The following is a 26367-nucleotide window of genomic DNA, read 5'->3' as shown; positions in this document are numbered from 1 at the left end:
GGCAGCAGGACTCAGAGCTCGGGGCCGTCCCCGGGCTCTTCCTGGTAGGAGTAGCGCTGTTCCTTCCAGGGGTCGCCGATGTTGTGGTAGCCGCGCTCCTCCCAGAAGCCGCGGCGGTCGGCGGTCATGTACTCCACGCCCCGCACCCACTTGGGGCCCTTCCAGGCGTACAGGTGGGGCACGACCAGCCGGAGCGGGAACCCGTGCTCGGCGGTCAGCAGTTCGCCGTCCTTGTGCGTGGCGAAGAGCGTGCGCTCGGCGGTGAAGTCGGCGAGGCGCAGGTTGGAGCTGAAGCCGTACTCCGCCCACACCATCACATGGGTGACCTCGGGGGCGGGCGGCGCGATGTCCAGGATGGCCCGGGCGGGGATGCCACCCCACTCCGCGCCCAGCATGCTGAACTTCGTCACGCAGTGCAGATCGGCGACGACCGTGGTGTACGGAAGCGCCGTGAACTCCTCGTGGCTCCAGCAGTGCTTCGCGCCGTCGGCGGTGGCGCCGAACACCCGGAACTCCCAGCGTTCGGGCCGGAACTTGGGCACCGGCCCGTAGTGCGTGACCGGCCAGCCCTTCTGCACTCGCTGTCCCGGCGGAAGCTCGGACACTGCTGCTTCTCCAGATTCTCGCTCCACCGGATGACCCATGTATCCATCCTGACAGACCGGGAGCAGTGCACAGGACCAGGCAGCCCCCGAACCGGACAACTCGCCGCCAAATCCGCCAAGCATGCCCTTACTTACTAAGTGCGCACTTACTGGACGATCCACGAGGCCGGTGCAATCATGCCGCCGCAACCTCCCGATCCCCCAGGTGGAAGGAGCCCGCCGCGATGCAGGGCGACCCCGAGGTCATCGAGTTCCTCAACGAGCAGCTGACCGGTGAGCTGACCGCGATCAACCAGTACTTCCTGCACGCGAAGATGCAGGAGAACTTCGGCTGGACCAAGCTAGCCAAATACACGCGGCACGAGTCGTTCGACGAGATGAAGCACGCCGAGGTGCTCACCGACCGGATCCTGTTCCTGGACGGGCTGCCGAACTACCAGCGGCTGTTCCATGTACGGGTCGGGCAGACGGTCACGGAGATGTTCCAGGCCGACCGTCAGATCGAGGTGGAGGCGATCGACCGGCTCAGGCGCGGCATCAAGGTGATGCGCGAAAAGGGTGACATCACGTCCGCGAACATTTTCGAGGACATCCTCGCCGACGAGGAGCACCACATCGACTACCTCGACACCCAGCTGGAGCTGGTCGAGAAGCTCGGCGAGGCGCTGTACATCGCGCAGCTCGTCGAGCAGCCGGAGAGCTGAGCGACCGCGCGGGCCCAGCGGGCCGAACAGCCCCGAGAAGCTAGGCGGCCTCGTCCAGGCGCTGCAGCTCGGCGAGCACCGGCTTGCCCTGGCCGGCGAGGTCGCGCCGCGGGCAGGAGCCCCGGCCCAGCAGCGCCTGGATGCGGCGGACGCAGGAGCCGCAGTCCGTGCCGGCCTTGCAGGCGGAGGCGATCTGGCGGGGGGTGCAGGCACCGTTCTCCGCATGCTGCTTGACCTGGGCCTCGGTCACACCGAAGCAGCTGCAGACGAACACGCGGGTCACCTCCCGGTCGGTCGGGGTCGTGCCACTCCGACCCTTGATCGGTGAGGCTAACCTAACCTTACCTGTCGTGCGGGGGCCGCAAAAGAGCCGTGGGGCGCGGATCGTATGTGATCCGCGCCCCACTTCTTGGCCGAAAACAACCCGTACCGAGCGGCCCCGTCACTGGCCGCCGTACAGGCCGCTCACTGGTCCCGGTACATCTCCGCGACCAGGAACGCCAGGTCCAGCGACTGGCTGCGGTTCAGCCGCGGGTCGCAGGCCGTCTCGTAGCGCTGGTGCAGGTCGTCGACGAAGATCTCGTCGCCGCCGCCCACGCACTCCGTGACGTCGTCGCCGGTCAGCTCCACGTGGATGCCGCCCGGGTGGGTGCCGAGAGCCTTGTGGACCTCGAAGAAGCCCTTGACCTCGTCGAGCACGTCGTCGAAGCGGCGGGTCTTGTGCCCGGAGGCCGCCTCGAAGGTGTTGCCGTGCATCGGGTCGGTCACCCAGGCCACGGTGGCGCCGGACGCGGTGACCTTCTCGACCAGCTCGGGGAGCTTGTCGCGGATCTTGTCGGCGCCCATGCGGACGATGAACGTCAGCCGGCCCGGCTCGCGCTCGGGGTCGAGGCGGTCGATGTACTGCAGCGCCTCCTCGGCCGTCGTGGACGGGCCGAGCTTGATCCCGATCGGGTTGCGGATCTTGGAGGCGAACTCGATGTGCGCGCCGTCCAGCTGCCGGGTGCGCTCACCGATCCACACCATGTGGCCCGAGACGTCGTACAGCTTCCCGGTGCGCGAGTCGACGCGGGTCAGCGCCGTCTCGTAGTCGAGGAGCAGCGCCTCGTGCGAGGCGTAGAACTCGACCGTCTTGAACTCCTCCGGGTCCGTCCCGCAGGCGTGCATGAAGTTCAGCGCGTTGTCGATCTCGCGCGCCAGCTGCTCGTAGCGCTGCCCCGACGGCGAGGACTTCACGAAGTCCTGGTTCCAGGCGTGCACCTGGCGCAGGTCGGCGTAGCCGCCGGTGGTGAAGGCACGTACCAGGTTCAGCGTCGAGGCCGACGCGTGGTACATGCGCTTCAGGCGCTCCGGGTCCGGCACGCGCGCGGCCTCGGTGAACTCGAAACCGTTGACGGAGTCGCCCCGGTAGGTCGGAAGCGTCACCCCGTCCCGGGTCTCGGTCGGCTTCGAGCGCGGCTTGGAGTACTGGCCGGCGATCCGGCCCACCTTCACCACCGGGACGGACGCGGCGTACGTCAGTACGGCACCCATCTGGAGCAGCGTCTTGAGCTTGTTGCGGATGTGGTCGGCGGACACCGCGTCGAAAGCCTCGGCGCAGTCGCCGCCCTGGAGGAGGAACGCCTCTCCCTTGGCGACGGCCGCCATCCGGGCGCGCAGCTGGTCGCACTCGCCCGCGAAGACGAGCGGCGGATACGACTCGAGGTCCGCGATCACTGCGCGCAGAGCCTCGGGGTCGGGGTACTCGGGCTGCTGCGCCGCGGGCAGGTTTCGCCAGGTGTTGCCAGCGCTGGGGCTGGTTGCGTTCACGGTCACGCCCTCAACATTACGGGGTCACCGCAGACGTCCATGCCGTGGCTCAAAAGATGAGACGGACGGGTCCGCCGCGCGGCCGGCGCGCGGCGGACCCGTCCGGTGCGTCAGTGCAGGTCCTGTACCGCCGGATCGGTGAAGCCGACGGAGAACACCGCGCGCAGGGAGAGGTTGTCGGCGCCCTGGTGGCCGAGGCACGCGTCACCCTCCTCGGTGGCGGCCGTGAACTCCGGGTGCGCCGCCCTCAGGGCGCTGCCCGGGCAGATGCCCTCGGTCAGCCCCCACACCTCGTCGACCTGATCGGCGTCGAGTCGGGGCCAGTAGCTGAGGGCCTGCGGCGGACCCGCCGACCAGTTGCCGCCGGCCGCGCAGCTGGTGCCGGCCCGGGTGTCGCCCACCCAGGTGTGCGAGTAGACGCCGGGCTTGGTGCCGCAGCCCTTGTGGAAGGCGAAGTTCAGTACGCCCTGGCCGTCGGTCCAGGTCATACCGCCCTGCAGGCCCCGGTAGCGGGAGGCGGCCCAGGCGTCCTGGATCACCGTCCTGCCGCCGGACATGTTGAGCAGGCCCGGGTAGGAGGCGGCGCTGGTCGGGTTCAGCTGGTACCGCACGACACGGCCGCCGTCGGTGTAGCCCTGCCACTCACCGGCGACCAGCTTGTAGGGCGCGCCGCCGGTCTTGTCCAGGGACAGCCAGGAGAAGCACAGCTGCTCGGGGTCGATGCTGTGGCCCGAGCAGTCGGAGGGGGTGCCCGCCTGCTGGTAGTAGTGCACCTGCGGCACGACGTACGGGTAGCCGCAGGCGCTGGAACGTCCGGCGCCGTCGATGCCGTAGGTGCTCACTCCGGAGCCGTAGGTGTCGACCTTGGCGAGCTTGTTCAGGTCGAAGACCCGGATGCCGTGGGCGGTGTCCGTGACGTACAGGTAGTTGGCGTACCAGACGATGCCGCCGCCATGGCCGGTGACGAACCGGAAGTTGCTGCCGGTGCCGGTGGGCTCGGCGAGCAGGATGTGGCGGTACTTACCGGTGTCGCGGTCCAGCAGGGAGAGCTTGAGCAGGTTGTCGGTCTTGCAGCCGGCGGACGTCTCGTCGCTGAGCGTGCGGTAGTGCCAGGCGACGGCCAGGACGTGACGGCCCTGGATGGTGCCGTCGGCGCCGTCGGCGGTGCCGGTGCTGCTCATGCCCTGCGGCCACCAGTGCGGACTGGTGTCGTCGCCGTGGGCCTGCGACCAGCACCAGGCCGTCCCTGTGCCCACCGGGGGCAGGGCCTTGGTCTCGGTTCCGGCGCAGGAGCGCATCGAGCGCAGGTTCAGCCAGGGGTCGTCGGCGCCTGCGGAGTTCCTGGTGATGTCGGTGGTGACGACGTCGGACAGCGTCGCGTGGCTGGTGAGGTGGTTGGTGTAGAGGCTGTTCGCGGCCGACACGGAGCTGGTGTCGGTGAGCTTGAACTGGTCCGCCCCGAGCGAGAGTTGCGTCATCGTCGGCGTGTCCGCGGCCGCGGCCGGACGGATGGTCAGAGCCGTCAGCAGCGCCGCGAGGGCCGCGAGCCAGGCGAGCGGCCTGGATCCCCGTATGAGTCCCATGCACACCTTCCGTGGAGTCGATAGGGACATGCCAAAAAGGCAGAAGGGGATCGTAACCCGTAGCGGCATCGGGTAGGGTGCCCGGCATGTTCGCGCAACTCGTCCAGAACTGGTGGTGGACCGCTTCTCCGGCGGCCCACTGACTGCGCGTACGCAAGACTTCGCGAAGGCCGCCCGAGGGGCGGCCTTCGGTGTGTCCGGGGTCGTTCCTCTCCATCGACAGATCGAGAAGGACCCACCCCATGAACCTCACGGACCTGCTGTCCGACCCCCGCCCCTTCGCCCTGCTGCGCCGCCGCACCCCCGGCCACCGCGAGGACGTGGTCGAGCTGCTGATCGGCCCGGTCACCCACCACGACCGCCTCGCCGACCTGCCCGACGAGTGCCTGGCGCTGGTGCCGTTCCGGCAGATCCGCGAGCGCGGCTTCGACGTCCGCGACGACGGCACACCGCTCGCGGTACTGGTCCCCGAGGAGCGGCACTCGCTGTCCCTCGGCACCGCGCTGGCCGAGTTGCCCGCCCACGCGGTGCGGGTCGAGGGCGGCGGCTTCGACATCGAGGACGAGGAGTACGGCGCGATCGTCGCTCGGGTGCTGCGGGAGGAGATCGGCCGGGGCGAGGGCGCCAACTTCGTCATCCGGCGCACTTACGAGGGCGACATCCCGGGTTTCGGCAGGGCCGACGCGCTGGCCCTGTTCCGGCGGCTGCTGGAGGGCGAGCGGGGGGCGTACTGGACGTTCGTCGTGCACACCGGGGACCGCACGCTCGTCGGCGCGAGTCCCGAGGTGCATGTGCGGATGTCCGGCGGGACGGTGGTGATGAACCCGATCAGCGGAACGTACCGCTACCCCGCCGGGGGGCCGACGCCGGAGCATCTGCTGGACTTCCTCGCCGACGGCAAGGAGATCGAGGAGCTGTCGATGGTCGTCGACGAGGAACTGAAGATGATGTGCACCGTCGGCGACATGGGCGGGGTCGTCGTCGGCCCGCGGCTGAAGGAGATGGCCCACCTCGCGCACACCGAGTACGAGCTGCGCGGCAGGTCGACGCTGGACGCCAGGGAGGTGCTGCGCGAGACGATGTTCGCGGCGACCGTGACCGGCTCGCCGGTGCAGAACGCCTGCCGGGTCATCCAGCGGCACGAGGTGGGCGGACGCGGCTACTACGCCGGCGCCCTGGCGCTGCTCGGCCGGGACTCCGGCGGCGCGCAGACCCTCGACTCCCCCATCCTCATCCGCACCGCCGACATCGACGCGGCCGGACGGCTGCGCGTCCCGGTCGGCGCCACCCTGGTGCGCGGCTCCGACCCGGCCGGTGAGGTCGCGGAGACCCACGCGAAGGCGGCGGGTGTGCTCGCCGCGCTGGGCGTGCGCCCCTCCCGCCCGCGTGCGGAGCACACGCGCGTGCGACTCGCCGACGACCCCCGCGTGCGTGCCGCCCTCGACGGGCGCCGCGCCTTGCTCGCGCCGTTCTGGCTGCGGATGCAGGAGCCGTCGGCGGAGCTGACCGGGCACGCCCTGGTCGTCGACGGTGAGGACACCTTCACGGCGATGCTGGCGCATGTGCTGCGGGCCGCCGGACTGACCGTCACCGTCAGGCGCTACGACGAGCCGGACCTGCGCCGGGCGGTCCTCGCGCACGAGGGCCCGGTGGTGCTGGGCCCCGGCCCGGGCGACCCCCGCGACCTGGACGATCCCAAGATGCGCGTCCTGCGGGAGCTGACCGCGGCCGTCCTCGCCGGGCACCGGCACGGCGTTCTCGGCGTCTGCCTCGGCCACGAGCTGATCGCGGCCGAGCTGGGCCTGGACCTGGTCCGCAAGGAGGTGCCGTACCAGGGGGCGCAGACGGTGATCGACCTGTTCGGCCGCGAGGAGACCGTCGGCTTCTACAACAGCTTCGTCGCCCGCTGCGACGACGACAGCGCCGCGGAGCTGGCCGCGCACGGCATCGAGGTCAGCCGTAACGCCTCACACGAGGTGCATGCGGTGCGGGGTCCCGGCTTCGGCGGGGTGCAGTTCCACCCGGAGTCGGTGCTGTCCCTGAACGGCGCCGCGGTGGTGCGGGAGCTGCTGGATCAGCTGCGCGGCACCAGCACGTTCCCCGAGCGGCGGCCCGCGGTGTAGTCCAGGACGTTGCGTACCGTGGTGTCGACGATCTGCCCGACGGCGTCCTCGGTGTAGTACGCCTGGTGGGACGTGACCAGCACGTTCGGGAAGGTGACCAGGCGGGCCAGGATGTCGTCCTCGATGGCCTGAAGGGACTTGTCGAGGAAGAACAGGCCCGCCTCCGACTCGTAGACGTCCAGTCCGACACCCGTGAAGCGGCCCTCGCGCAGTTCGTCGACGAGGGCCGCGGTGTCGACGAGGCCGCCGCGGCTGGAGTTGACCAGGATCGCGTCGTCCTTCATCGCCTTCAGCGCGGCGGCGTCGAGGAGGTGCTGGGTCTGCGGGGTCAGCGGCATGTGCAGGGTGACCAGGTCGGACTCGGCGAGCAGTTCGTCCTTGGGGACGTACCGCATGCCCAGCTCCACGCACGCCGGGTTCTCGGCGAGTCCCAGCCGAGCAGCCGCATGCCGAAGCCGTGGGCGATCCGGGCGAACGCCTCGCCGATCTTGCCCGTGCCGAGTACTCCGGCGGTGCGAGCGTGCATGTCGCGGCCCATCAGTCCGTCGAGCCGGAAGTCGAAGTCGCGGGTGCGGGTGGAGGCGCGGACGATCCGGCGGTTGACGGCCAGGGCGAGCGCCCAGGCGAACTCGGCGACGGAGTACGGCGAGTAGAAGGACACCCGGGCGATGGTCATGCCGAGCCGTTCGGCGGCGGCCAGGTCGATGTTGTTGAAGCCGGTGGAGCGCTGGGCGATCATCCGGGTGCCGCCGGCGGCGAGGGTCTCGAGGACACAGCCGTTCAGGTCGGCGTTGACGCTGGTGGAGATCACCTCGTGGCCGGCGGCGATGGGGGCGGTGTCCTCGTTGAGGAAGACGTCCAGGCAGCGCACCTCGTGCCGGCCGGCGAAGGCGGCCTCGATCAGGGGCCTTTCGTCGGCCTGTACACCGAAGGCCAGGATGTCCACCAGCTGTCCCCTTCCGGTCGGTTCTGGCCGGAATACACGTCCCCTCACCGCCGGCCGCCGCTCAGCCGAAGAACACCCCGACCTCCTCGTACAGCTTCGGCTCCACCCTCTTCACCCGGGCCGTCGCCTCGGAGATCGGCACCCGCACGACGTCCGTGCCGTGCAGCGCGACCATCGTGCCGAAGTCGCCCTCGTGCACGGCGTCGATGGCATGCAGACCGAAGCGGGTGGCCAGCCACCGGTCGAAGGGGCTGGGCGAACCGCCGCGCTGGATGTGGCCGAGGACCGTCGTGCGGGCCTCCTTGCCGGAGCGGTGCTCGATCTCCCGGGCGAGCCACTCGCCCACACCCGACAGCCGCACCTGACCCAGGCCGCCGTCCGGCGTGTGCTGCAGCACCATCGAGCCGTCCTTGGGGCGCGCCCCGTCACCGACGACCACGATCGGCGCGTACGACGCCCGGAAACGGGAGGTGACCCACGCGCACACCTGGTCGACGTCGAAGGGCTGCTCCGGGATCAGGATGACGTTCGCGCCGCCGGCCAGGCCCGAGCGCAGCGCGATCCAGCCCGAGTCGCCGCCCATCACCTCGACGACGAGCACCCGCTTGTGGGACTCGGCGGTGGTGTGCAGCCGGTCGATCGCCGCGGTCGCGACGGAGACGGCGGTGTCGTAGCCCACCGTGTAGTCGGTGCCGGACAGGTCGTTGTCTATGGTCTTCGGTACGCCGACCAGGGGCAGCCCGTACTCGTCCGCGAGGCGGGCCGCGGTGCCGAGCGTGTCCCGGCCGCCGATCGTGATCAGCGCCTCCACCTCGGCCTTGGCGAGGTTCTCGCGGATCCGGCGGACCCCGTCCGGGTCGTCCAGCGGGTGGGTGCGCGAGGAGCCGAGGATGGTGCCGCCGCGCGGCAGGGTGCCCCGCACCTGCGGAATGCCCAGCGGGACGGTCTCCCCCTCCAGCGGACCGCGCCAGCCGTCCACGAAGCCGACGAACTCGTCGCCGTACTCCTGGACGCCCTTGCGGACGACGGCGCGCACCACGGCGTTGAGGCCCGGGCAGTCACGGCCTCCGGTCAGTACTCCGACGCGCATGGGATGTCCCTTCGCGGACGTCACGCTGCTGCTCCCCACGAGCTGCTGTTCTCCACGCTAGCGGTGCGACGGGGCCGTGCGCGGGCGACTCACTCGTCGTCGAGACCGCGCTCTATCGCGTACCGCACCAGCTCGACCCGGTTGTGCAGCTGGAGCTTGCCGAGGGTGTTCTGCACGTGGTTCTGCACCGTGCGGTGCGAGATGACGAGGCGTTCGGCGATCTGTTTGTAGCTCAGGCCCTTGGCGACCAGCCGCAGCACCTCGGTCTCGCGTTCGGTGAGCCGGGGCGCACTCGGCTCGCCGGCGTCCGGGGCGGGCGCGGGCTCGGAGGCCAGGCGCCGGTACTCGCCGAGGACCAGCCCGGCCAGGCCGGGCGTGAAGACCGGGTCGCCGGCCGCGGTGCGGCGCACCGCGTCCAGCAGCTCCTCGGTGGAGGCGGACTTCAGCAGGTAGCCGGTGGCGCCGGACTTCACGGCCTCCAGTACGTCGGCGTGCTCGCCGCTCGCGGAGAGCACCAGCACACGCAGCGCGGGGTCGGCGGCGACGACCTCCTTGCAGACCTGGACGCCGGGCTTGGCGGGCAGGTTGAGGTCGAGGACGAGCACGTCGGGCGCGGCGGCCCGGGCGCGGCGCACGGCCTGCTCGCCGTCTCCGGCGGTGGCGACCACCTCGAAGCCGGACTCCCCCAGGTCGCGGGCGACGGCGTCGCGCCACATCGGGTGGTCGTCGACCACCATGACCTTGATCGGGTCCTGCTGCTCACTCATCGCGCTTCCGCCTTCCCCCGTGCGGCCTTCGCCTTCGGTACCTTCAGTTCCACTTCGGTGCCCTGCCCGGGCGTCGAGATCAGTTCGGCGCTGCCGCCGAGGTCACGCAGCCGCCCGCGGATCGACAGGGCGACCCCGAGCCGCCCCTCCCCCTCGGCCTGCGCGAGCCGTCCCTCGGGGATGCCGGGGCCGTCGTCGCGGACCGTCACCACGATCTCGTCGGCCTCGTCCTCCAGCAGGATCCATGCGCGGGCGCCCGCGCCGGCGTGCCTGCGGACGTTGTCCAGCGCCGCCCCGACCGCGGCGGCCAGCTCCCGCGCGGCGAGCGGTGGCAGCGGCACGGGCGCGCCGGGCTCGGCGAAGGAGACCCGGTCCGCAGCGTACGGCGCGAGCAGCGCGCGCAGGTCGACCGGGCCGGCGTCGTCGTCCGGTTCCTCCACGGCACGTACGAAGGCCCCCTCGGCAGCGTCCTCGGACACCCGGGAGACGGGCACCAGGCCGCCGGAGACCAGGGTGCGCAGTGCCACCTCCTGCTCGCCGGCCAGCCGGCCCAGTTCGCCCGCCTCGCCGCCGAGCGCGGCACCTCGCCGCTTCACCATCGCGAGCACCTGCAGCACGCTGTCGTGGATGTCCCGGGCGAGCCGCTCCCGCTCCCTGGTCGCCGCCTCGATCTCCAGGGCGCGGGCCAGGGTGCGCTCGGAGGCGCGGGCCACCTCGACGACGTAGCCGATGGCGATGGAGGCGACCCAGACGAGGATCACGTTGTGGACGGTGTCGCGGGCCGGGGCACCGCGCTCGAGGAGGTTCGCGACGGCGACGAGGGTGGAGGCGTACGCCGCCCAGCGCCAGCCGCCCTTGATGGCGAACGCCAGCACCGCGCCGGCGGTCCATATCGACGGCAGCGTCGGCCCACCGTCCATGATCCGCTGGTGGTTGTCGGCGAGCGGGGTCAGCAGGATGCCGGCCAGCGCCACGGTCAGGTCGGCGGCGAGGAAACGCCGGGTGCAGCTCTGCGCGTTGGCGACCCTGGGCAGGGTGGCGAGCGTCCACACGCACAGCACCGCGTAGTAGGCGATGGCGAGCCAGGGGCGGGTGAAGCGTCCGTAGGCGGTGGCGAACAGACCGACCGCGTACAGCATGGTCAGTACCCGGTAGGCGGTCAGCGCACGCCACAGCGGCAGCTCGACCGACATGCGCATGACTCGCTCGCGTCTGGCCACGTCCCCCACCCCCGTCGGTCCGCAGGCGCCCTTAAGCGTCCTTCTCCTTCTTCGCCTGCTCCTTCTCGGCCTTCGCCAGCGCGGCTTCGGCCTCCTTCTGCGCCTTCGCCGCCTCCGCGATCTGCCGCTTGGCGGCGGTCGCGTACATGTCGACGTACTCCTGGCCGGAGAGCTTCATGATCTCGTACATGACCTCGTCGGTCACCGCGCGCAGCACGAACCGGTCGTGTTCCATGCCCTGGTAGCGGGAGAAGTCGAGCGGCTTGCCGATGCGGATGCCGGGCCGCATGACCTTCGGGACGACCTTCCCGGGCGGCTGGATCTTCTCCGTGTCGATCATCGCGACGGGGATCACGGGCGCCCCGGTGGCGAGCGCCACGCGCGCGAGGCCGCCCGGCTTGCCGCGGTAGAGGCGGCCGTCGGGCGAGCGGGTGCCCTCGGGGTAGATCCCGAACAGCTCGCCGCGCTCCAGCACCTCGATACCGCTCTTGATCGCGGCCTCACCCGCACCGCGCGCCCCGGAGCGGTCCACCGGGAGCTGGCCGACGCCCTTGAAGAACGCCGCAGTCAACCGGCCCTTGACCCCGGGGGTGGTGAAGTACTCGGCCTTGGCGATGAACGTGACCTTGCGGTCGAGCACTGCGGGCAGGAAGAACGAGTCGGAGAAGGACAGGTGGTTGCTCGCCAGGATCGCCGGGCCCTCGGCCGGGACGTTCTCCAGGCCTTCCACCCAGGGCCGGAAGACGAGCTTCAGCGACCCTCCGATAGAAACCTTCATCGCGCCGTACAACAACCGAGTGCCTCCTGTATGTGTCGAACAGACCTTAACCCGGAGGGCGGCGAAGAGACCGACGCCCCTGGTCGGTGTCAGTGCCGTCGCGTACGGTGAAGCTCACCTGGAAGTCTTGGGAGCAGTTCACACCCTTCTCACGAACAGGAGACCGACCGTGCCGGTCCTTCCTGGAGCCGAGCCGTACCGCCACGAGGGCGGGGAGGTGGGGGTCCTCCTCTGCCACGGCTTCACCGGTTCCCCGCAGTCGCTGCGCCCCTGGGCGGAGTACCTCGCCGAGCACGGCCTGACCGTTTCGCTGCCGCTGCTGCCCGGGCACGGCACCCGCTGGGAGGACATGCAGGTCACCGGCTGGCCCGACTGGTACGCGGAGGTGGACCGCGAGCTGCGCGCCCTGCGCGAGCGGTGCGCGCGCGTCTTCGTGGCCGGGCTGTCCATGGGCGGCGCGCTCGCCCTGCGCCTCGCCGCGCGGCACGGGGACGCGGTCGAGGGCGTCGTCGTGGTCAACCCGGCGAACAAGGTGCACGGCCTCGCCGCCCACGCCCTGCCCGTCGTACGTCATCTGGTGCCGGCGACGAAGGGCATCGCCAGCGACATCGCCAAGCCGAACAGCGCCGAGCTGGGCTACGACCGGGTGCCGCTGCACGCCGCGCACTCGCTGCGGAACTTCTTCCGGCTGGTCGACGGCGAGCTGCCGCAGGTCACGCAGCCGCTGCTGCTCCTGCGCAGCCCGCAGGACCATGTCGTCCCGCCGGCCGACTCGGCACGCATCCTCAGCCGCGTTTCGTCCACCGACGTCACGGAGATCCTGCTGGAACAGAGCTACCACGTGGCGACGTTGGACCACGACGCGGACCGCATCTTCGCCGAGAGCCTCGCGTTCATCGGCCGGCTCGCACCCAGCTTCGGCAAGGAAGGGACGGCGGCAGGTGGCTGAGCACGACTCGGAGCGCGAGGAGCGCGAGGGCCGCGACGAGCGCGACGCGCACGAGCCCCAGGAGCAGAGCGTCCCCTTCGACGAGGAGGCCGCGTGGAAGGCGATCATCGCCGCCTACGGTGAGGAGCCGGCGGACCCTCCCGGCAGCAGACCGTTCCGGTCGGTGGAGGATCTGGCCCTGCCGGAACCCACCACCGACGACGAGCCCGAGGAGCGCAAGCCGGCGACACCGGCGCGGCCGCTCGGCAGCTCGATCTCCTTCGCCCCCGGCCTCGGCCCGCGCGACCACTCCCCGCCCGACCCCTCCGACGACGACTTCGACGAGGACGACGAGGGGCACTTCGTCCCACCGGAGCCGCCGCCGCTGCCCGAGGCGGACGCCACGGCGAAATTCGCCTGGCTCGGTGTCGTCGGCGGCCCGCTGCTGCTCCTGCTGGCGGTGCTGCTGCGCTGGGACATGACCTGGTGGCTGACGACCCTCTCGGTCGGCGGCTTCCTCGGCGGCTGCGTGACGCTGGTGATGCGGATGCGGACGGACGAGGACGACGACGGGGACCCCGGGCGCGGGGCGGTCGTCTAGCCCACGGGAATTCTGAGGGCGGCCAGGACCGGAAAGTGGTCGGTGGCCGCCCTCAGGTCTGCCTCCGTGACACCGGGGGCACCGACGGGCACGCCGCAGCCGAGCACCTCGATGCCCTTGGTGGCGAAGATCGCGTCGATGCGTTCGTGGGGGTCGGCCGAGTTCCAGGTGTGTGTGCCTCCCCAGGGCGCGACGGCGGGGCAGTCCTGCAGCGACTCGGTGATGTGGCGGAAGGCCGGGCCGTCGGGGGATTCGTTGATGTCACCGCCCGCCACGACGTGGTCCACGCCGAGCGCGGCCAGCCGGTCCAGGAACAGGCCGGCCTGGGTGCGGCGCTCCTCGTCGTCGAGGGAGAGGTGGCAGCTGACGACGCCGAGCCGGGCCCCGCCGAAGCGGACCACCGCCGTGGCGAGGCCGCGGCGGTGCAGGTCCGGATTGCGGGGCGGCGGCAGCAGCACGTCCTCGGTGCGCTCGACGGTGGCGCGCAGGGTGCTGAGGATCGCCGGTCCGGTGGTCGTCGCACCGCCGGTGACCATGACGAGGTCCGCCGCGTGGGCGAGGCGGGCGAGCTTCTTGCGCCAGCGGAAGAAGCGGGGGGCCTCCTGGATCAGGACCAGGTCGGGGGCGCAGGCCCGGATGACGCGGGCGAGGGCGTCGGTGTCGTCGCGCATCGAGCGGACGTTGTAGCTCAGGACCCGGATGGTTGCAGAACCGTCGGGCTCTGTGCGGGAGTTGGGGAGCGGTGTGAGCATGGTGATCAACATACGCCGGTGCCCGTCCACTCCCGGAGGAGCGACGGGCACCGATCGCAGGCGGACATCACATGATGGGGTCGGGCTCCCGGGCCAGGTCCGCCGCGCCCACCAGGCCGGCTTCGTTGCCCAGTTCCGCGGCGCGGACCTCGGCGACCGGACGCCAGTTGCCGCCGACCAGCCAGCGCTTGTACGACTTGCGGATCGGGTCGAGGACCAGCTCGCCCTCGTCGGACAGACCGCCGCCGACGATGAAGGCGGACGGGTCGAAGAGCGAGGCCAGGTCGGCCAGGCCGGCGCCGACCCAGCGGGCGAGCTCGCGGTAGGAGTCGACGGCGACCTTGTCGCCCTGGCGGGCGGCCACGGAGATGTGCTTGCCCTCGATGCCGTCGGGGGTGCCGTTGCCGAGGCCGAGCAGGATCTCGGCGCGCTCCGGGGTGGCGTTGGCGCGCTGGCGGGCGTAGCGCACGAGGGCGCGGCCGGAGGCGTACTGCTCCCAGCAGCCCTGCGAGCCGCAGCCGCACAGCAGGCCGTCCGGCACCATGCGGATGTGGCCGAACTCGGCGGCCACGCCGAAGTGGCCGCGGCGCAGCTTGTTGCCGATGATGATGCCGCCGCCGAGACCGGTGCCGAGCGTGATGCAGATGACGTTGCGGTGGCCCTTGCCCGCGCCGAACTTGTACTCGCCCCACGCGGCGGCGTTGGCGTCGTTCTCCACGACGACCGGGAGGCCGGTGCGCGCCTCGACCTTCTCCTTCAGCGGCTCGTTGCGCCAGTCGATGTTGGGCGCGAAGTAGACCGTGGAGCGCTGCCGGTTGACGTATCCGGCGGCGCCGATGCCCACACCGACGATCTCGTGCCCCGCGCGTGCGCCCTCCACCGCCGAGGCGATGGCGTCGATGATGGCCTCGGGCGTGGTGGGGGTCGGCACCTTGAAGGTCGAGAGGATGTTGCCTTCCTCGTCGACCACGCCGGCCGCGATCTTCGTGCCGCCGATGTCGACGCCGATGGTGAGTCCCATGAATCCCTCAGTTTCGGTCGAGCCCCGCTACGGCCAACGGTACCCGAGGCGTTTGCCCTCGGGTCGCCGTCGTCCGCCCGGTGGACCCGGCGCCGACGCGGGGGGGGCTAGTCGAGGTCGATGCGCTGGCCGGGGCCGTCGTCGTCGCCGCGCCCCCGCAGGTCCTCGTCCAGGTCGCTCGCGCCTGCCGTCCAGCGCTTCTCCTGGGCCTGGACGGCCGAGCGGTAGGCGGCGAGCAGCTCGCTGCCGGCCGCGGCGAGGTGGTCGAAGACGTCCGGGTTGCGTTCGATGACCGGCTCGACGGCGGCCTTGGCCTGCTCCACGACCTGCCGCACCACCTGCTGGGCGGCCGGCCCGGCGACCGAGCCGAGCAGCGGTGACTGGATGCCGGCGAGCTTCTCGGCGACCGAGTCGACCAGCTTCTTCAGCTCCTCGGCGGCCGAGCCGGGAGGCGGGCCGTGCTGTGTGCGGCGGCGGGCCTTCTCCGCCGCCAGATCCTCGGCACACGCGGTGGCCCAGGCGTCGGCGTCGGTGGCGCGGAACTCCTCGCCGGCGTGTCCCTGCTCACCGGCACCGGACGGGGGGCGCTCTTCGCTCATGACGCACTCCTGACTACGGCTGGTCCTTACGACGTTACCCGAACGGCGGTAACCGGTTCACCGCTCGCGGGGCCACAGTGCGGGGTCGGGAGCGAACCGGACGCACAGCTCGCCGTCGCGCAGGGCGGCGCCGTCGACGGTGCAGCGGCGCAGGGCCGAGGGCAGCGTGACGATACGGCGGAAGGAACCCGCGGTGACGACGAGTTCGTCGCCACGCCGCACGAGGTCGAGTTCCTCGCGTACGGCGCCGGGCAGGGGGACGTGCCAGACGAGGACGCCGTCGTCGGCGATGCGGTCGGTGAGGGGCCACTCGACGGGGGCGGGCGCCGGATCGACGCCGGGTACGGCGAGGGCGGCGAGGTCGTCGGCGCCGCGCGGGTCACGGCCGAGGTGGCCGACCTCGTGCACCGGGCCGTGCGTCTCCCGCCACTCCCCCAGGGCCTTGCGCTGCTGGGCGAGGGGACCGGCGAGCCAGGGGCCGGAGGCGTCCTCCGGCAGGACGCGGTTGGCGACCGCCGACTCCACGGGCAGGGCGCGCAGCGCGAGCCCCAGGGTGGCGGTGCGCAGCGCGTCGCTGCCGGCGGGGCCGGGTTCGGCGACCAGGCGTACGGAGGTGTGCCGGTCGGCGAGGACGGCCTCCACCGCCGCCAGCTCGGTGTCCCAGCGGCCGGCGGTGTCGTACAGCCAGTCGGACGGCATGGGGACGCCGGCCAGGCGGCCGAGGACCGGGCGCAGCGCGCGGGCGGCCTGCCGCTCCGGCGGGAGCATGCGGCGAAGGTAGCGGCGCAGCTCCTCGGGGAGGGAGAGCAGGGCGAGGGCCTGCGGCGTGGCCGGCAGGTCGACGACGAGGAGGTCGTGGGTCTCGGCGAGGGCGGCGTCGCGCAGCGCGCGCAGCAGGGTGAGTTCCTCGGCGCCGGGCAGCGGGGTGACCTCTTCGGGGTCGAGGCGGGAGGCGCCGAGCAGGTCGAGGACGTGTCCGGCGCGGTTCTGGAAGCCGGTGAGGTCGTCGCGGAATCCCGCGGTGGCGTCGGGACGCCAGGCGGTGAGGTTCTCGGTGACCCGGGTGGGGGTCGGTCCGGTGGCCGTGCCGAGGGCGGCGCCGAGGGTGTCGGTGCGGTCGGCACCGAGGACGAGGGTGCGGGTGCCCTGCCGGGCGGCGGCGAGTGCGGTGGCGGCCGCGATGGTCGTACGGCCACTGCCGCCGGGGCCCGTGATCAGGAGGGTGCGCATGAGGGTGAACGGTAGTGGACGTTGCCTTACGGCCCGTTCGGCGGTGACGCGGCGTTGCGGCCGGCCGGGGGCGGGACGTGCGGCCCGGCGCTTGCGGGGTGCCTCCCCAAGCTCTTCGAGCAGGGGGGACCCCACCGCCCACCCCAGCCGCCCCAGCTGCCCGCGGCTGCGTCGGTGACCTACCGACCCGACTCGACCCGCTTCTTCAGTCCCGCCAGGGCCCGGTCGATGATGACCTTCTCGGCCTTGCGCTTGATCATGCCGAGCATGGGGATCTTGACGTCCACGGTGAGGGAGTAGGTGACCTCGGTCGACCCCGTGCCCACCGGTTTCAGCAGGTACGAGCCGTCCAGCGACCGCAGCATCTGCGACTTCACCAGCGTCCAGGAGACCTCGTCGCCCCCGGTCCAGGTGTACGCCAGCGTCTGGTCGTCCTTGATCGCGCCCGCGTCCATCACGAGCCGCACCTGCTGCGCGCGGCCCGCCTCGTCGGTCTTGAGGACCTCCGCCTCCTTCACCTCACCGGTCCAGTCGGGATAGCGGGCGAAGTCGGCGATGACCGCCATGACGTCGGCCGGTGCCGCCTCGATCACGATGCTCGAGCTGGTGTGTTCCGCCATCGCCGTGGCTCCTCCAGATGCGGGCCGGTTGAGAGAGGTAACAGGTGCGGTGTGAAGGCTACCGCGCCCGCGACCAGCCGCCTTCACCGCCGGTCACCACTCGAGCGCCCACGGCTTGCCCGTCCCCGCGAAGTGCCCGACGTTCACGCACTCGGTGGCGCCGATCCGCATCCGCTTCACCAGCGGCTGGTGCACGTGCCCGAACAGCGCGTACCGCGGCCGGGTGCGCCGGATCGCCTCCAGCAGGGCACGGCTGCCGCGCTCGAAGCGGCGCGCGACGGTGTCGTAGACGAGCTCCGGTACCTCCGGCGGGATGTGCGTGCACAGGACGTCGACCTCGCCGACCGCCTCGATCTTCGCCGCGTACTCCTCGTCGGAGATCTCGTACGGCGTGCGCATCGGCGTGCGCAGGCCGCCGCCGACGAAGCCGAAGGTCCAGCCGCCGATCTCGACGCGCTCGCCGTCGAGGACCGTGGTGCCGGAGCCGGCGTACTCCTTCCACAGCGCCGGCATGTCGACGTTGCCGTACGTGGCGTACGTCGGCGTGGGGAACGCCGCGAACAGCTCCGCGTACTGCCGCCGCACCGCCTGTTCGATCACCGTGGCGCGATCGCCCTCGATGCCCGCCCACAGCCGGGCGCCGAGTTCGCCGGCCTCCTTGAAGCGGCGGGCGGTGCGCAGTGCGACGAGACGGTCGGCGTTCTCGGTCCCGAACAGGTCGGGGAAGATGCCGCGGGAGTGGTCGGCGTAGTCGAGGAAGAGGACGAGATCACCCAGGCAGACCAGGGCGTCGGCGCCGTCGCCTGCGCGGGCCAGGTCCCGGGCGTTGCCGTGCACGTCACTGACCACATGAACACGTGTCCTGCGCCCGCGGGCCGGTGTGGATGACATGGCGATCAAGCGTAGGCGCAGCGATGCACCTGTGAACAGTGGCAGCCCGGCCTGCGGTTACTGGCTAGTCAGGAAAGCCGTGGACTACTGTGCGCGAAGGAACACCAATCTGTGTGACGCAGCGAACATCTCGCCGGGACCCCCTGTCGAAGAAGCCATACCGGCGGGTAACGTCCGGGCAGTCCAGTCGTGCTCAGGATTTCAACCAGTGGGCTCCCCATCCTCCTGGCGTCCTCCCGAGCACCTGACCGAGCCTTGGACCGGACCGTCGCATCACACAACGTCGTGGCGCCGGCGCCCTATGAGGAGCAGCAGTCTTGCGCGAGTTCAGCCTTCCGGCTTTGTACGAGGTCCCTGCGGACGGCAATCTGACCGACATCGTCCGCAGAAACGCCGCGCTGCACCCGGACGTCGCCGTCATCGCCCGTAAGGTCGCAGGGGCCTGGCAGGACGTGACGGCCACGGCGTTCCTGGCCGAGGTCCACGCCGCCGCCAAGGGCCTGATCGCCTCCGGTGTGCAGCCGGGCGACCGGGTCGGCCTGATGTCCCGCACCCGTTACGAGTGGACACTGCTCGACTTCGCGATCTGGAGCGCGGGCGCGATCACCGTGCCCGTGTACGAGACCAGCTCTCCGGAGCAGGTGCAGTGGATCCTGTCGGACTCGGGCGCCACCGCCTGCGTCACCGAGCTGGACAGCCACACCGCCGCCGTGGAGTCGGTGCGCGAGCACCTGCCCGCGCTCAAGCACGTCTGGCAGATCGAGGCCGGCGCCCTCGAGGAGCTGGGCCGGGCCGGCCTGGACGTCTCCGACGAGACGGTCGAGGAGCGCAGCTCGCTCGCCAAGGCCGACGACCCGGCGACGATCGTCTACACCTCCGGCACCACCGGCCGCCCCAAGGGTTGTGTGCTCACCCACCGCAGCTTCTTCGCCGAGTGCGGCAACGTCGTCGAGCGGCTGCGCCCCCTGTTCCGTACCGGTGAGTGCTCGGTGCTGCTGTTCCTCCCGCTCGCGCACGTCTTCGGGCGGCTGGTGCAGGTCGCGCCGATGATGGCGCCGATCAAGCTGGGCTGTGTCCCGGACATCAAGAACCTCACCGACGAGCTGGCCGCCTTCCGCCCGACGCTGATCCTCGGCGTGCCGCGCGTGTTCGAGAAGGTGTACAACTCCGCGCGCGCCAAGGCGCAGGCCGACGGCAAGGGCGCGATCTTCGACAAGGCCGCGGACACCGCGATCGCCTTCAGCAAGGCGCTGGACACCCCCACGGGCCCGTCCCTCGGCCTGAAGATCAAGCACAAGGTCTTCGACAAGCTCGTCTACAGCAAGCTGCGCGCGGTCCTCGGCGGCCGTGGCGAGTACGCCATCTCCGGCGGCGCCCCGCTCGGCGAGCGCCTCGGCCACTTCTTCCGCGGTATCGGCTTCACGGTGCTGGAGGGCTACGGCCTGACCGAGTCCTGTGCGGCGACCGCGTTCAACCCGTGGGACCGGCAGAAGATCGGCACGGTCGGCCAGCCGCTGCCCGGCTCGGTGGTCCGCATCGCCGACGACGGCGAGGTGCTGCTGCACGGCGAGCACCTGTTCAAGGAGTACTGGAACAACCCGGGCGCTACCGGCGAGGCGCTGGCCGACGGCTGGTTCCACACCGGGGACATCGGCACCCTCGACGAGGACGGCTACCTGCGCATCACCGGCCGGAAGAAGGAGATCATCGTCACGGCGGGCGGCAAGAACGTCGCGCCGGCCGTGATCGAGGACCGGATCCGGGCGCACGCGCTGGTCGCGGAGTGCATGGTGGTGGGCGACGGACGGCCGTTCGTCGGCGCGCTGGTCACCATCGACGAGGAGTTCCTCGGCCGCTGGGCCGCGGAGCACGGCAAGCCGGCCGGCGCCACGGTGGCGTCGCTGCGGGACGACGCGGACCTGCTGGCGGCGATCCAGTCGGCGGTCGACGACGGCAACGCGGCGGTGTCGAAGGCCGAGTCCGTGCGCAAGTTCCGCATCCTCTCCCACCAGTTCAGCGAGGAGTCGGGCCATCTGACCCCGTCGCTGAAGCTGAAGCGGAACGTGGTGGCGAAGGACTACGCGGACGAGATCGAGGCGATCTACGCGAAGTAGGCCCTACGACGACGAACGGCGCGGCTCCTTCTCACGAGGGACCGCGCCATCGGCGTCACCAGGGGCCTACAGCAACTCCTCGAGGTGCTCCGCCAGCAGGTCCCAGCGCCACTTCTCCTCGACCCACCGGCGGCCCCGCTCGCCCATCCGGCGGCGCAGTTCCGCGTCGCCGAGGAGGGCGACGATGCGCTCGGCGGCCTCTTGCGGGGAGCCGCCGCGCACGACCCAGCCGGTCTCGCCGTCGAGGACCGCGTCGGGCGCCCCGCCGGAGTCGCCCGCGACGACGGGCAGTCCGGTCGCGGAGGCCTCCAGGTAGACGATCCCGAGGCCCTCGACGTCGAGCCCGCCGCGCCGCGTCCGGCACGGCATGGCGAACACGTCCCCGGCACCGAAGTGAGCGGGCAGGTCCGACCAGGGCACGGCACCGGTGAAGCGCACCGAGCCGGCGACACCCGTCTCGGCGGCGAGGCGGCGCAGGTCCTTCTCGTACGGTCCGCCGCCGACGACGAGCAGCACCGCGTCCGGCTCGGCGGCCAGGATGCGCGGCATGGCCTGGATGAGCGTGTCCTGCCCCTTGCGCGGCACGAGCCGGGAGACGCACACGACGACGGGCCGGTCGGTGAGCCCGAGCCGGGCGCGCACCTGGTCGCCCCCGGAGGTGGGATGGAAGGTCTTCTCGTCGACACCGGGCGGCAGTTGCACCATCCGCGCGGCCGCCTCGGGGGTCAGCGCACCGGCGATCCGCGAGCGCGTGTACTCGCCGAGGTAGGTGATCGTGTCGGTGCTCTCGCCGATCCGGCGCAGCAGTTGCCGTGCGGCGGGCAGCTGGGCCCAGCCGGCCTCGTGCCCATGAGTGGTGGCGACCAGCCGCCGCGCGCCCGCCCTGCGCAGCGCCGGCGCCATCAGCCCGAGCGGAGCGGCCGCCCCGAACCACACCGACGTGCACCCGTGCTCACGCAGCAGTCCCACCGCCCGCCGGGTCACCCGGGGCGTCGGCAGCAGCATCGTCGTCGCGTCGCGTACGACGGTGAAGGGCTGCTCGGCGTCGAAGGCCGCGGTCGCCTCGGCGCCCTCCCGGCCGCGCTTCCACGTGGAGGCGTAGACGACGACCCGCTCGGGATCCAGCCGGAGGGCCATGTTGTGCAGGAAGGCCTGGATGCCGCCCGGCCGGGGCGGGAAGTCGTTCGTCACGATCAGGGTCTTGTGCATCGCCGCCGACCTTACAAGAGCCGTCGAATGTGGCAGGCACACAGCCGGGCACGCCATCATGTCCTTCAGGCAGGTATTCGAACGGACGGGGATCACGTGAAGACGACGGCCACCAGGTGGTCCCTGACCGGACTGCTCGCCGTGTGGGCTCTGACCCGGCTGTTGCTGCTCCTGTTCGTCTTCCGGGTGTACGTCTTCCCCGGGCCGGACGTCACCAGCGACGTGTGGGTGATCTACCAGGGCTGGTACGACGTCCTGCGTGGCGGAACGTTCCCGCAGCAGGACGTCACCTGGCAGTACCCGCCGGCGGCCGCGCTGGCGATCCTCTCCCCCGCCGCGCTGCCCTTCCTCGGCTTCGCGCACGCCTTCTTCGTCCTCGCCTTCCTCGCCGACCTGGTGGCGTTCGCGCTGCTCGTGTACGCGGGCCTGCGCCCCGGCAAGTCGCTGTGGGGCCCGTGGATGTGGGTGGTCGGCGTCCCGCTGCTGGGCCCGACGGTGTACGCCCGCTACGACGTGATGGTGACCGCGGTGGCCGTGGCCGCGCTGCTCGCCGGTGTCCGCCGGCCGCGGCTGATGGGGGCGCTGGCCGCCTTCGGGGCGATGCTGAAGGTCTGGCCGGCGCTGCTCCTGGTCGGCGCGTGGGGCGCGGCCAGGCGACGGGCCTGGACGACGGCCGCGGTGACCGCGGCGGTGCTGGCGGCCGGTTTCGCGCTCTGGATGCCCGGCGCCTTCGCCTTCCTCACCGCCCAGCGGGACCGGGGCACGGAGGTGGAGTCCCTCGGCTCGATGGTCTTCCATGTGGCCCGGCACTTCGGCTGGGACGGGCAGGTGCTGCTGAACTACGGCTCGGTGGAGTTCCTCGGCCCGTATGTCCAGGTCGTCAGCACGGCGGCGCTGGCGCTGACCGGGGCCGTGTTCGCCTGGCTGCTGCTGTGGCGGGTGCTGGCGTCCGAGTTCTCGCCGCACTCCCTGGCGGACGCGGCGTTCACCGCCGTGCTGCTGTTCACCACGACGAGCCGGGTGATCAGCCCGCAGTACCTGGTGTGGCTGGTCGGTCTGGCGGCGGTGTGCCTGTGCTTCCGCTCGACGCGGATGCGGTGGCCGGCGGCGCTCGTGCTGGCGGCGACCCTGTTCACGGTGCTGGAGTTCCCGGTCCACTTCGGCAATGTGGTCGCGAGCGACAACCTCGGCATGACGCTGCTGTTCGCCCGCAACGGCCTGCTGGTCGCCGCCACCGTCACCGCCGCCGTGATGCTGTGGCGCTCGACGGTGCCGCCGGCGCCGCGCAAGACGGTCCCCGCCCGGACGGCCGACCCGGACAAGACGCCGGTGGCCTCCTGAACCAGGCCGGCCCTCAGGCGGCCCGCACCAGGGAGACCTTCTCCTCGTCCGGCGCCGGGGAGCGCCGCAGCAGCAGCGCCACCGCCGCGCACTGCACGGCCATCGCGAGCGCGAGCGCCAGACACACCCCCGGCAGCCCGAGCCCGGCCAGCGCCAGGGCGAGCGGCAGCTGGACGGCCGTACCGGCGAGGGTGACCCGCAGCAGAGCGGGCGCTCCGCCGCTGCCCTCGAAGACCCCGCCGAGCGCGATGAAGCAGGCCATCAGCAGCAGGTAGGGGCCGACGCAGCGCAGGAAGAGCACACCGTCGTGGGCCACCGCGGGCCCGGCACCGAAGGCGGCCATGATCCAGGGGGCCGCGAGGGCGAGCAGCGCGGAGGCGGCGAGGCCCACCGCCCCGGAGACCAGCACGGCCTGCCGGCCGATCGCCCGCCGCGCGTCGCGGCCCTCGCCGCGGGTGTGCGCGGTGTGGATGGAGGCGGCCTGCCGGACCGAGTAGAAGGCCATGGTCGCCACGTACATGACCTTGTAGGCGATGGCGTAGGCGGCCACCGCGGTCACCCCGGTCCGTGCCACGATCGCGACGAGGACGAGCGCGCCGGTCTGCCGCACGGTGAAGTCGGCGGACATCGGCAGCCCGGTGACCAGGGTCCGCCGCAGGGCGGCCGGGACCGGTTCGGCGGCCGCCGCCGAACCGGCCGCGCGCAGCAGGGCGTTGCGGCGCAGGGCGAGGAATCCCGCGGCGAGGGCGACGCAGCGGCACGCGACGGTGGAAGCGGCAGCGCCCCGGACGCCGTAGACGTGGATGAAGAGCGGGTCGGCGACCAGGATCAGGCCGCCTGCGAGCAGGGCGAGGCGCATCGGGGTGCGGGTGTCGCCGGTGCCCTTGAGGACGGCGTCGAGCAGCTGCTGCGCGTAGAAGACGGCGACGCCCGGCAGGGAGATGGCGAAGTACGCCGTGGCGAGCGGGACCGCGGCTCCGTCCCCGCCGCCGAGCACCAGCCGGGCCAGCGGTTCGCGCAGCAGGAACCCGCCCGCCACGACCACCGGGGTGACGACCCCGAACAGCGCCCACCCGCCCCGTACGGCCGAGCGCACCGCCCCCGGATCCCGCGCCCCTCGGGCGTGCGCGACCAGCACGGTCGTCCCGGAGGCGAAGACGAGGGCCACCCCGAGCAGCACGTTCTCCGTGTTGGTGGCCACGGCCACGGCGGCCACGGCGGGTCCGCCGAGCCGGGAGACCCAGACCGTGTTGATGATCCCGGCGGCGACGGAGGCCAGCAGGGAGAAGTAGACCGGGTGGGCGAGTGCGATCAGTTGCCTGCGATGTGTGTCCATGACGTCCCCCTCGACAGCGCCTGGCTACCTCGAATCGAGGTAACTCGACCAGAGGTACCATGACGGGGAGACCACCCGCAAGGAGGATTCGTGCTGGAGCTGTCGATCCTGGGCTTCCTCGCCGAGGAGCCGTTGCACGGCTACGAGCTGAAGGAGCGCATCAAGGCGCTTCAAGGCCATGTCCGCCCGGTGAGCGACGGCGCGCTGTACCCGGCGATCACCCGCCTGGTCGGCGCGGGCAAGCTCGGCCAGCACACCGAGGAGGGTGCGAGCGCGGCCCCCCGCCGGGTGCTCTCCCTCACCGAGGCCGGCCGAGCGGACCTGCTGGAGCGCCTGCGGCGGCCGAAGCAGGTGGAGATCACCGACCAGGTCCGCTTCAACGTGGTCCTGGCGTTCCTGCGCCATCTGCCGGACCGCGGGGAGCAGGCGGCCGTTCTGCGCCGCCGCCTGGAGTTCCTCGAGACCCCCGCGAGCTTCTTCTACCGCGACGGCAGCCCGGTGCGCGCGGAGGAGGCCGGCGATCTGTTCCGCCAGGGGATGCTGAGGGTGGCCCGGGCGACCGGCGAGGCGGAGCGGGCCTGGCTGAGGGAGGCGATCGACGAGCTGGAGCGACCCGGCTGAGCGGACGCCGCCCTCAGCCCGGCCGCACCCGCGGGTCCCTGGGCCGGCCGAAGCGCCAGTCCTCGGCACAGCTGGACCCGCAGACCGTCCCCGGGCAGGCCGCACCTACAGACGGTCCGCAGGCCGGCCGAACCCGCCGCCAGCCCTCGGCACAGCTGGACCCGCGGACAGTCCCCAGGCCGGCCGCACCCGCGGACAGTCCGCAGGCCGACCACCCCCGCCGCCGGTCCTCAGCCCGGTCGCCCGGCCGCCCCGCCGCCAGTCCTCAGCCCAGCTGGACCCGCAGATAGTCACGCCACTGTGCGGTGAAGTCCGGCAGGGTCACGCCGAGCGTCGTCCGCATCGCTTCCTCCACGGCCCCGGCCCGCTCCCGGTGCTCGCCCACCGCGCGGTAGAACGCGCGCAGCCGCGCCTCGTCCCACCGCTCGGCGATCATCCGGCAGGCCAGCCAGCCGCTCTCGTACGCCCGCGCCAGCCGCCCGGCGTCCCCGGCGAAGCCGAAGTCCTGGTCGCTCGGCAGCGCGGCCGGCACCTCGCCGTCGGCCACGGCCCGCTGGAGTTCCGGCGCTGCCTGCGCGGCGGTGCGTCCGCTGCCGCGGTAGCCGACCCAGTCGGCGAACCCCTCCGACAGCCACAGCGGCGTAGCTGCGTCGGTGGCTCGCCGGGTGGCGACGTGCGTGGTCTCGTGCGTGAGGACCACCTGGCGGCCGAGCGAGCCCAGCATGCCGTAGGCGTCGGGGTTGACGATGACCCGGTCGGCGGCCGCCTTGGCCGGCGCCCCGGTCTCACCGGTGGTGACGGCTGCGATGCCGCGGTAGGAGGAGGCGGGCGAGCCGAGCAGCCGCGCCATCCCGTCCAGCGACCTGGGCACCAGCACCACCACCCGGCGGGGCCAGCTCGTCCCCCAGGCGTCGGTCACCGCGGGCACCGCCCGGTCGGCGAGCGCGACGAAGGCGCGCAGCTGCCCGTCGGACTGACCGACGCCCAGCACGAGGCTGTGCCGTCCGCGCACGACCCGTACCGTGCCCTGGTCCCAGAGCTGGTCGGCGGACTTCGGCGCGGGCCGGTCGGCGGTGACCGACCAGCGGCCGTCCGGGGAACGGGTGAGCGTGAGCGTGCGCCCCGCCGTCACCGGCGCCTGGTCGTACCCGCGCACCCGGTAGCGCAGCTCGGCGTCCGCGGTCGCGGTGTCACCGCTGCGCCGCACCCCGGTGACCCGGTACGACCACGAGGTGAGCGGCACCGCGCCCACCTCGGCGAACCCGGCCCGCGTCCCCGTGGTGCGGTAGGCCCGCGCGTCGTGGTCCAGCACCGCCTGCGCCCGCCGGTCGAGCAGACGCTGCACGTCGGCTTGCACACCGCCGGCGCCGGGCCGCGCGCCGCACCCCACGAGGGACACGAGCAGCAGGCACACCGAGACGAGAACCGACATCCCCGACGCACGCCCTCGACCAGCCACCTTCCCGAGGGTACGGGGAC

Annotated in this window: 25 protein-coding genes and 1 pseudogene; 8 read left to right on the top strand and 18 right to left on the bottom strand. The window is 72.1% G+C overall.

What is annotated here, in order from left to right; translation table 11 throughout:
* Window positions 1-11 precede the first annotated feature (11 nt).
* Window positions 12-644 carry a sulfite oxidase-like oxidoreductase gene (locus ACZ67Q_RS10690; protein WP_471179275.1) on the bottom strand — a complete coding sequence of 211 codons (633 nt, stop codon included), beginning with the start codon at window positions 642-644 and terminating at the stop codon, window positions 12-14.
* 185 nt (window positions 645-829) lie between these two features.
* On the opposite strand from ACZ67Q_RS10690, the gene bfr reads away from it, so the two are divergent.
* The gene (bfr, locus tag ACZ67Q_RS10685; protein WP_471179272.1) at window positions 830-1309 is read left to right on the top strand and encodes a bacterioferritin; all 480 of its coding nucleotides are present in this window, start codon (window positions 830-832) and stop codon (window positions 1307-1309) included.
* Window positions 1310-1349: 40 nt separating this feature from the next.
* On the opposite strand, the gene ACZ67Q_RS10680 is transcribed toward bfr, so the two are convergent.
* The 3 genes from ACZ67Q_RS10680 to ACZ67Q_RS10670 form a co-directional block, all read right to left on the bottom strand.
* On the bottom strand, window positions 1350-1592 hold the full coding sequence (locus ACZ67Q_RS10680; RefSeq protein ID WP_471179269.1) for a (2Fe-2S)-binding protein: 243 nt from the start codon (window positions 1590-1592) through the stop codon (window positions 1350-1352).
* 182 nt (window positions 1593-1774) lie between these two features.
* The gene (locus tag ACZ67Q_RS10675; RefSeq protein ID WP_471179266.1) at window positions 1775-3124 is read right to left on the bottom strand and encodes a class II 3-deoxy-7-phosphoheptulonate synthase; all 1350 of its coding nucleotides are present in this window, start codon (window positions 3122-3124) and stop codon (window positions 1775-1777) included.
* Window positions 3125-3228: 104 nt separating this feature from the next.
* Window positions 3229-4701, bottom strand: a complete 1473-nt coding sequence (locus tag ACZ67Q_RS10670; RefSeq protein WP_471179263.1) for a hypothetical protein — start codon at window positions 4699-4701, stop codon at window positions 3229-3231.
* Between the two features lie 86 nt (window positions 4702-4787).
* Between ACZ67Q_RS10670 and ACZ67Q_RS10665 the strand changes: the two genes are divergently transcribed.
* The gene (locus ACZ67Q_RS10665; protein ID WP_471180090.1) at window positions 4788-4844 is read left to right on the top strand and encodes a trp operon leader peptide; all 57 of its coding nucleotides are present in this window, start codon (window positions 4788-4790) and stop codon (window positions 4842-4844) included.
* 99 nt (window positions 4845-4943) lie between these two features.
* Window positions 4944-6824 carry an anthranilate synthase family protein gene (locus ACZ67Q_RS10660; protein ID WP_471179261.1) on the top strand — a complete coding sequence of 627 codons (1881 nt, stop codon included), beginning with the start codon at window positions 4944-4946 and terminating at the stop codon, window positions 6822-6824.
* On the opposite strand, the pseudogene ACZ67Q_RS10655 reads toward ACZ67Q_RS10660, so the two are convergent.
* The 5 genes and pseudogenes from ACZ67Q_RS10655 to ACZ67Q_RS10635 form a co-directional block, all read right to left on the bottom strand.
* A pseudogene (locus tag ACZ67Q_RS10655) lies at window positions 6776-7770 on the bottom strand (2-hydroxyacid dehydrogenase). The gene ACZ67Q_RS10660 and the pseudogene ACZ67Q_RS10655 sit on opposite strands and share 49 nt — an antisense overlap.
* Before the next feature lie 61 nt (window positions 7771-7831).
* On the bottom strand, window positions 7832-8860 hold the full coding sequence (locus ACZ67Q_RS10650) for a 6-phosphofructokinase (protein WP_471179258.1): 1029 nt from the start codon (window positions 8858-8860) through the stop codon (window positions 7832-7834).
* 89 nt (window positions 8861-8949) lie between these two features.
* Complete coding sequence (locus ACZ67Q_RS10645) at window positions 8950-9627, bottom strand: response regulator (RefSeq protein WP_471179256.1); 678 nt, start codon at window positions 9625-9627, stop codon at window positions 8950-8952.
* The gene (gene macS, locus ACZ67Q_RS10640) at window positions 9624-10847 is read right to left on the bottom strand and encodes a MacS family sensor histidine kinase (RefSeq protein WP_471179253.1); all 1224 of its coding nucleotides are present in this window, start codon (window positions 10845-10847) and stop codon (window positions 9624-9626) included. The genes ACZ67Q_RS10645 and macS overlap by 4 nt, the downstream gene beginning before the upstream one ends.
* Before the next feature lie 31 nt (window positions 10848-10878).
* On the bottom strand, window positions 10879-11625 hold the full coding sequence (locus ACZ67Q_RS10635) for a lysophospholipid acyltransferase family protein (protein ID WP_471179250.1): 747 nt from the start codon (window positions 11623-11625) through the stop codon (window positions 10879-10881).
* 169 nt (window positions 11626-11794) lie between these two features.
* On the opposite strand from ACZ67Q_RS10635, the gene ACZ67Q_RS10630 reads away from it, so the two are divergent.
* Together ACZ67Q_RS10630 and ACZ67Q_RS10625 are read left to right on the top strand one after the other, a co-directional pair.
* Entirely contained in the window at window positions 11795-12574 is a 780-nt protein-coding gene (locus ACZ67Q_RS10630; protein ID WP_471179247.1) for an alpha/beta hydrolase, read from the top strand.
* On the top strand, window positions 12567-13154 hold the full coding sequence (locus tag ACZ67Q_RS10625) for a hypothetical protein (RefSeq protein WP_471179244.1): 588 nt from the start codon (window positions 12567-12569) through the stop codon (window positions 13152-13154). Before ACZ67Q_RS10630 ends, ACZ67Q_RS10625 begins: the two co-directional genes overlap by 8 nt.
* Here ACZ67Q_RS10625 and ACZ67Q_RS10620 read toward each other — a convergent pair.
* From ACZ67Q_RS10620 to ACZ67Q_RS10595, 6 genes are all read right to left on the bottom strand, one after another.
* Window positions 13151-13906: an endonuclease/exonuclease/phosphatase family protein gene (locus ACZ67Q_RS10620; RefSeq protein ID WP_471179242.1), complete on the bottom strand. Its 756-nt coding sequence runs from the start codon at window positions 13904-13906 to the stop codon at window positions 13151-13153. The two genes, ACZ67Q_RS10625 and ACZ67Q_RS10620, sit on opposite strands and share 4 nt — an antisense overlap.
* A 67-nt stretch (window positions 13907-13973) precedes the next feature.
* On the bottom strand, window positions 13974-14927 hold the full coding sequence (locus ACZ67Q_RS10615) for an ROK family glucokinase (protein WP_469809748.1): 954 nt from the start codon (window positions 14925-14927) through the stop codon (window positions 13974-13976).
* Window positions 14928-15034: 107 nt separating this feature from the next.
* Window positions 15035-15526 carry a DUF5304 domain-containing protein gene (locus ACZ67Q_RS10610; protein WP_471179239.1) on the bottom strand — a complete coding sequence of 164 codons (492 nt, stop codon included), beginning with the start codon at window positions 15524-15526 and terminating at the stop codon, window positions 15035-15037.
* 57 nt (window positions 15527-15583) lie between these two features.
* Window positions 15584-16756 carry an ArsA family ATPase gene (locus tag ACZ67Q_RS10605; protein ID WP_471179237.1) on the bottom strand — a complete coding sequence of 391 codons (1173 nt, stop codon included), beginning with the start codon at window positions 16754-16756 and terminating at the stop codon, window positions 15584-15586.
* Window positions 16757-16935: 179 nt separating this feature from the next.
* Window positions 16936-17376 (bottom strand): SRPBCC family protein, encoded by a 441-nt coding sequence (locus ACZ67Q_RS10600; protein ID WP_471179234.1) that lies wholly within the window; start codon window positions 17374-17376, stop codon window positions 16936-16938.
* Window positions 17377-17469: 93 nt separating this feature from the next.
* Window positions 17470-18267, bottom strand: a complete 798-nt coding sequence (locus tag ACZ67Q_RS10595) for a metallophosphoesterase family protein (protein WP_471179232.1) — start codon at window positions 18265-18267, stop codon at window positions 17470-17472.
* Window positions 18268-18584: 317 nt separating this feature from the next.
* Here ACZ67Q_RS10595 and ACZ67Q_RS10590 point away from each other — a divergent pair, with 317 nt between their 5' ends.
* Window positions 18585-20381, top strand: coding sequence for an AMP-dependent synthetase/ligase (locus ACZ67Q_RS10590; RefSeq protein ID WP_471179230.1), 1797 nt, complete (start codon window positions 18585-18587; stop codon window positions 20379-20381).
* A 66-nt stretch (window positions 20382-20447) separates the two neighbouring features.
* Here the strand turns inward: ACZ67Q_RS10590 and ACZ67Q_RS10585 are convergent, their stop codons facing one another.
* Window positions 20448-21590, bottom strand: coding sequence for a glycosyltransferase family 4 protein (locus ACZ67Q_RS10585; RefSeq protein WP_471179228.1), 1143 nt, complete (start codon window positions 21588-21590; stop codon window positions 20448-20450).
* Between the two features lie 96 nt (window positions 21591-21686).
* On the opposite strand from ACZ67Q_RS10585, the gene ACZ67Q_RS10580 reads away from it, so the two are divergent.
* Entirely contained in the window at window positions 21687-22931 is a 1245-nt protein-coding gene (locus ACZ67Q_RS10580) for a glycosyltransferase 87 family protein (RefSeq protein ID WP_471179226.1), read from the top strand.
* A gap of 13 nt (window positions 22932-22944) precedes the next feature.
* On the opposite strand, the gene ACZ67Q_RS10575 is transcribed toward ACZ67Q_RS10580, so the two are convergent.
* Complete coding sequence (locus ACZ67Q_RS10575) at window positions 22945-24267, bottom strand: MATE family efflux transporter (protein WP_471179223.1); 1323 nt, start codon at window positions 24265-24267, stop codon at window positions 22945-22947.
* Between the two features lie 90 nt (window positions 24268-24357).
* Here ACZ67Q_RS10575 and ACZ67Q_RS10570 point away from each other — a divergent pair, with 90 nt between their 5' ends.
* The gene (locus tag ACZ67Q_RS10570) at window positions 24358-24888 is read left to right on the top strand and encodes a PadR family transcriptional regulator (protein WP_471179221.1); all 531 of its coding nucleotides are present in this window, start codon (window positions 24358-24360) and stop codon (window positions 24886-24888) included.
* Between the two features lie 265 nt (window positions 24889-25153).
* On the opposite strand, the gene ACZ67Q_RS10565 is transcribed toward ACZ67Q_RS10570, so the two are convergent.
* Complete coding sequence (locus ACZ67Q_RS10565; protein WP_471179219.1) at window positions 25154-26320, bottom strand: hypothetical protein; 1167 nt, start codon at window positions 26318-26320, stop codon at window positions 25154-25156.
* Window positions 26321-26367 lie beyond the last annotated feature (47 nt).

Source organism: Streptomyces sp. NPDC036813 (genome assembly GCF_055609245.1).
Note: the sequence above shows the minus strand (reverse complement) of the source record. Positions and strands in the feature narration are given on the sequence as shown.

Bases quoted from the DNA above. Each gene is read 5' to 3' on its own strand.
- ACZ67Q_RS10690 (WP_471179275.1), bottom strand. From the start codon at position 644: ATGGGTCATCCGGTGGAGCGAGAATCTGGAGAAGCAGCAGTGTCCGAG.
- bfr (WP_471179272.1), top strand. From the start codon at position 830: ATGCAGGGCGACCCCGAGGTCATCGAGTTCCTCAACGAGCAGCTGACC.
- ACZ67Q_RS10670 (WP_471179263.1), bottom strand. From the start codon at position 4,701: ATGGGACTCATACGGGGATCCAGGCCGCTCGCCTGGCTCGCGGCCCTC.
- ACZ67Q_RS10660 (WP_471179261.1), top strand. From the start codon at position 4,944: ATGAACCTCACGGACCTGCTGTCCGACCCCCGCCCCTTCGCCCTGCTG.
- ACZ67Q_RS10650 (WP_471179258.1), bottom strand. From the start codon at position 8,860: ATGCGCGTCGGAGTACTGACCGGAGGCCGTGACTGCCCGGGCCTCAAC.
- ACZ67Q_RS10645 (WP_471179256.1), bottom strand. From the start codon at position 9,627: ATGAGTGAGCAGCAGGACCCGATCAAGGTCATGGTGGTCGACGACCAC.
- ACZ67Q_RS10635 (WP_471179250.1), bottom strand. From the start codon at position 11,625: ATGAAGGTTTCTATCGGAGGGTCGCTGAAGCTCGTCTTCCGGCCCTGG.
- ACZ67Q_RS10620 (WP_471179242.1), bottom strand. From the start codon at position 13,906: ATGCTCACACCGCTCCCCAACTCCCGCACAGAGCCCGACGGTTCTGCA.
- ACZ67Q_RS10615 (WP_469809748.1), bottom strand. From the start codon at position 14,927: ATGGGACTCACCATCGGCGTCGACATCGGCGGCACGAAGATCGCGGCC.
- ACZ67Q_RS10610 (WP_471179239.1), bottom strand. From the start codon at position 15,526: ATGAGCGAAGAGCGCCCCCCGTCCGGTGCCGGTGAGCAGGGACACGCC.
- ACZ67Q_RS10605 (WP_471179237.1), bottom strand. From the start codon at position 16,756: ATGCGCACCCTCCTGATCACGGGCCCCGGCGGCAGTGGCCGTACGACC.
- ACZ67Q_RS10600 (WP_471179234.1), bottom strand. From the start codon at position 17,376: ATGGCGGAACACACCAGCTCGAGCATCGTGATCGAGGCGGCACCGGCC.
- ACZ67Q_RS10595 (WP_471179232.1), bottom strand. From the start codon at position 18,267: ATGTCATCCACACCGGCCCGCGGGCGCAGGACACGTGTTCATGTGGTC.
- ACZ67Q_RS10585 (WP_471179228.1), bottom strand. From the start codon at position 21,590: ATGCACAAGACCCTGATCGTGACGAACGACTTCCCGCCCCGGCCGGGC.
- ACZ67Q_RS10575 (WP_471179223.1), bottom strand. From the start codon at position 24,267: ATGGACACACATCGCAGGCAACTGATCGCACTCGCCCACCCGGTCTAC.
- ACZ67Q_RS10565 (WP_471179219.1), bottom strand. From the start codon at position 26,320: ATGTCGGTTCTCGTCTCGGTGTGCCTGCTGCTCGTGTCCCTCGTGGGG.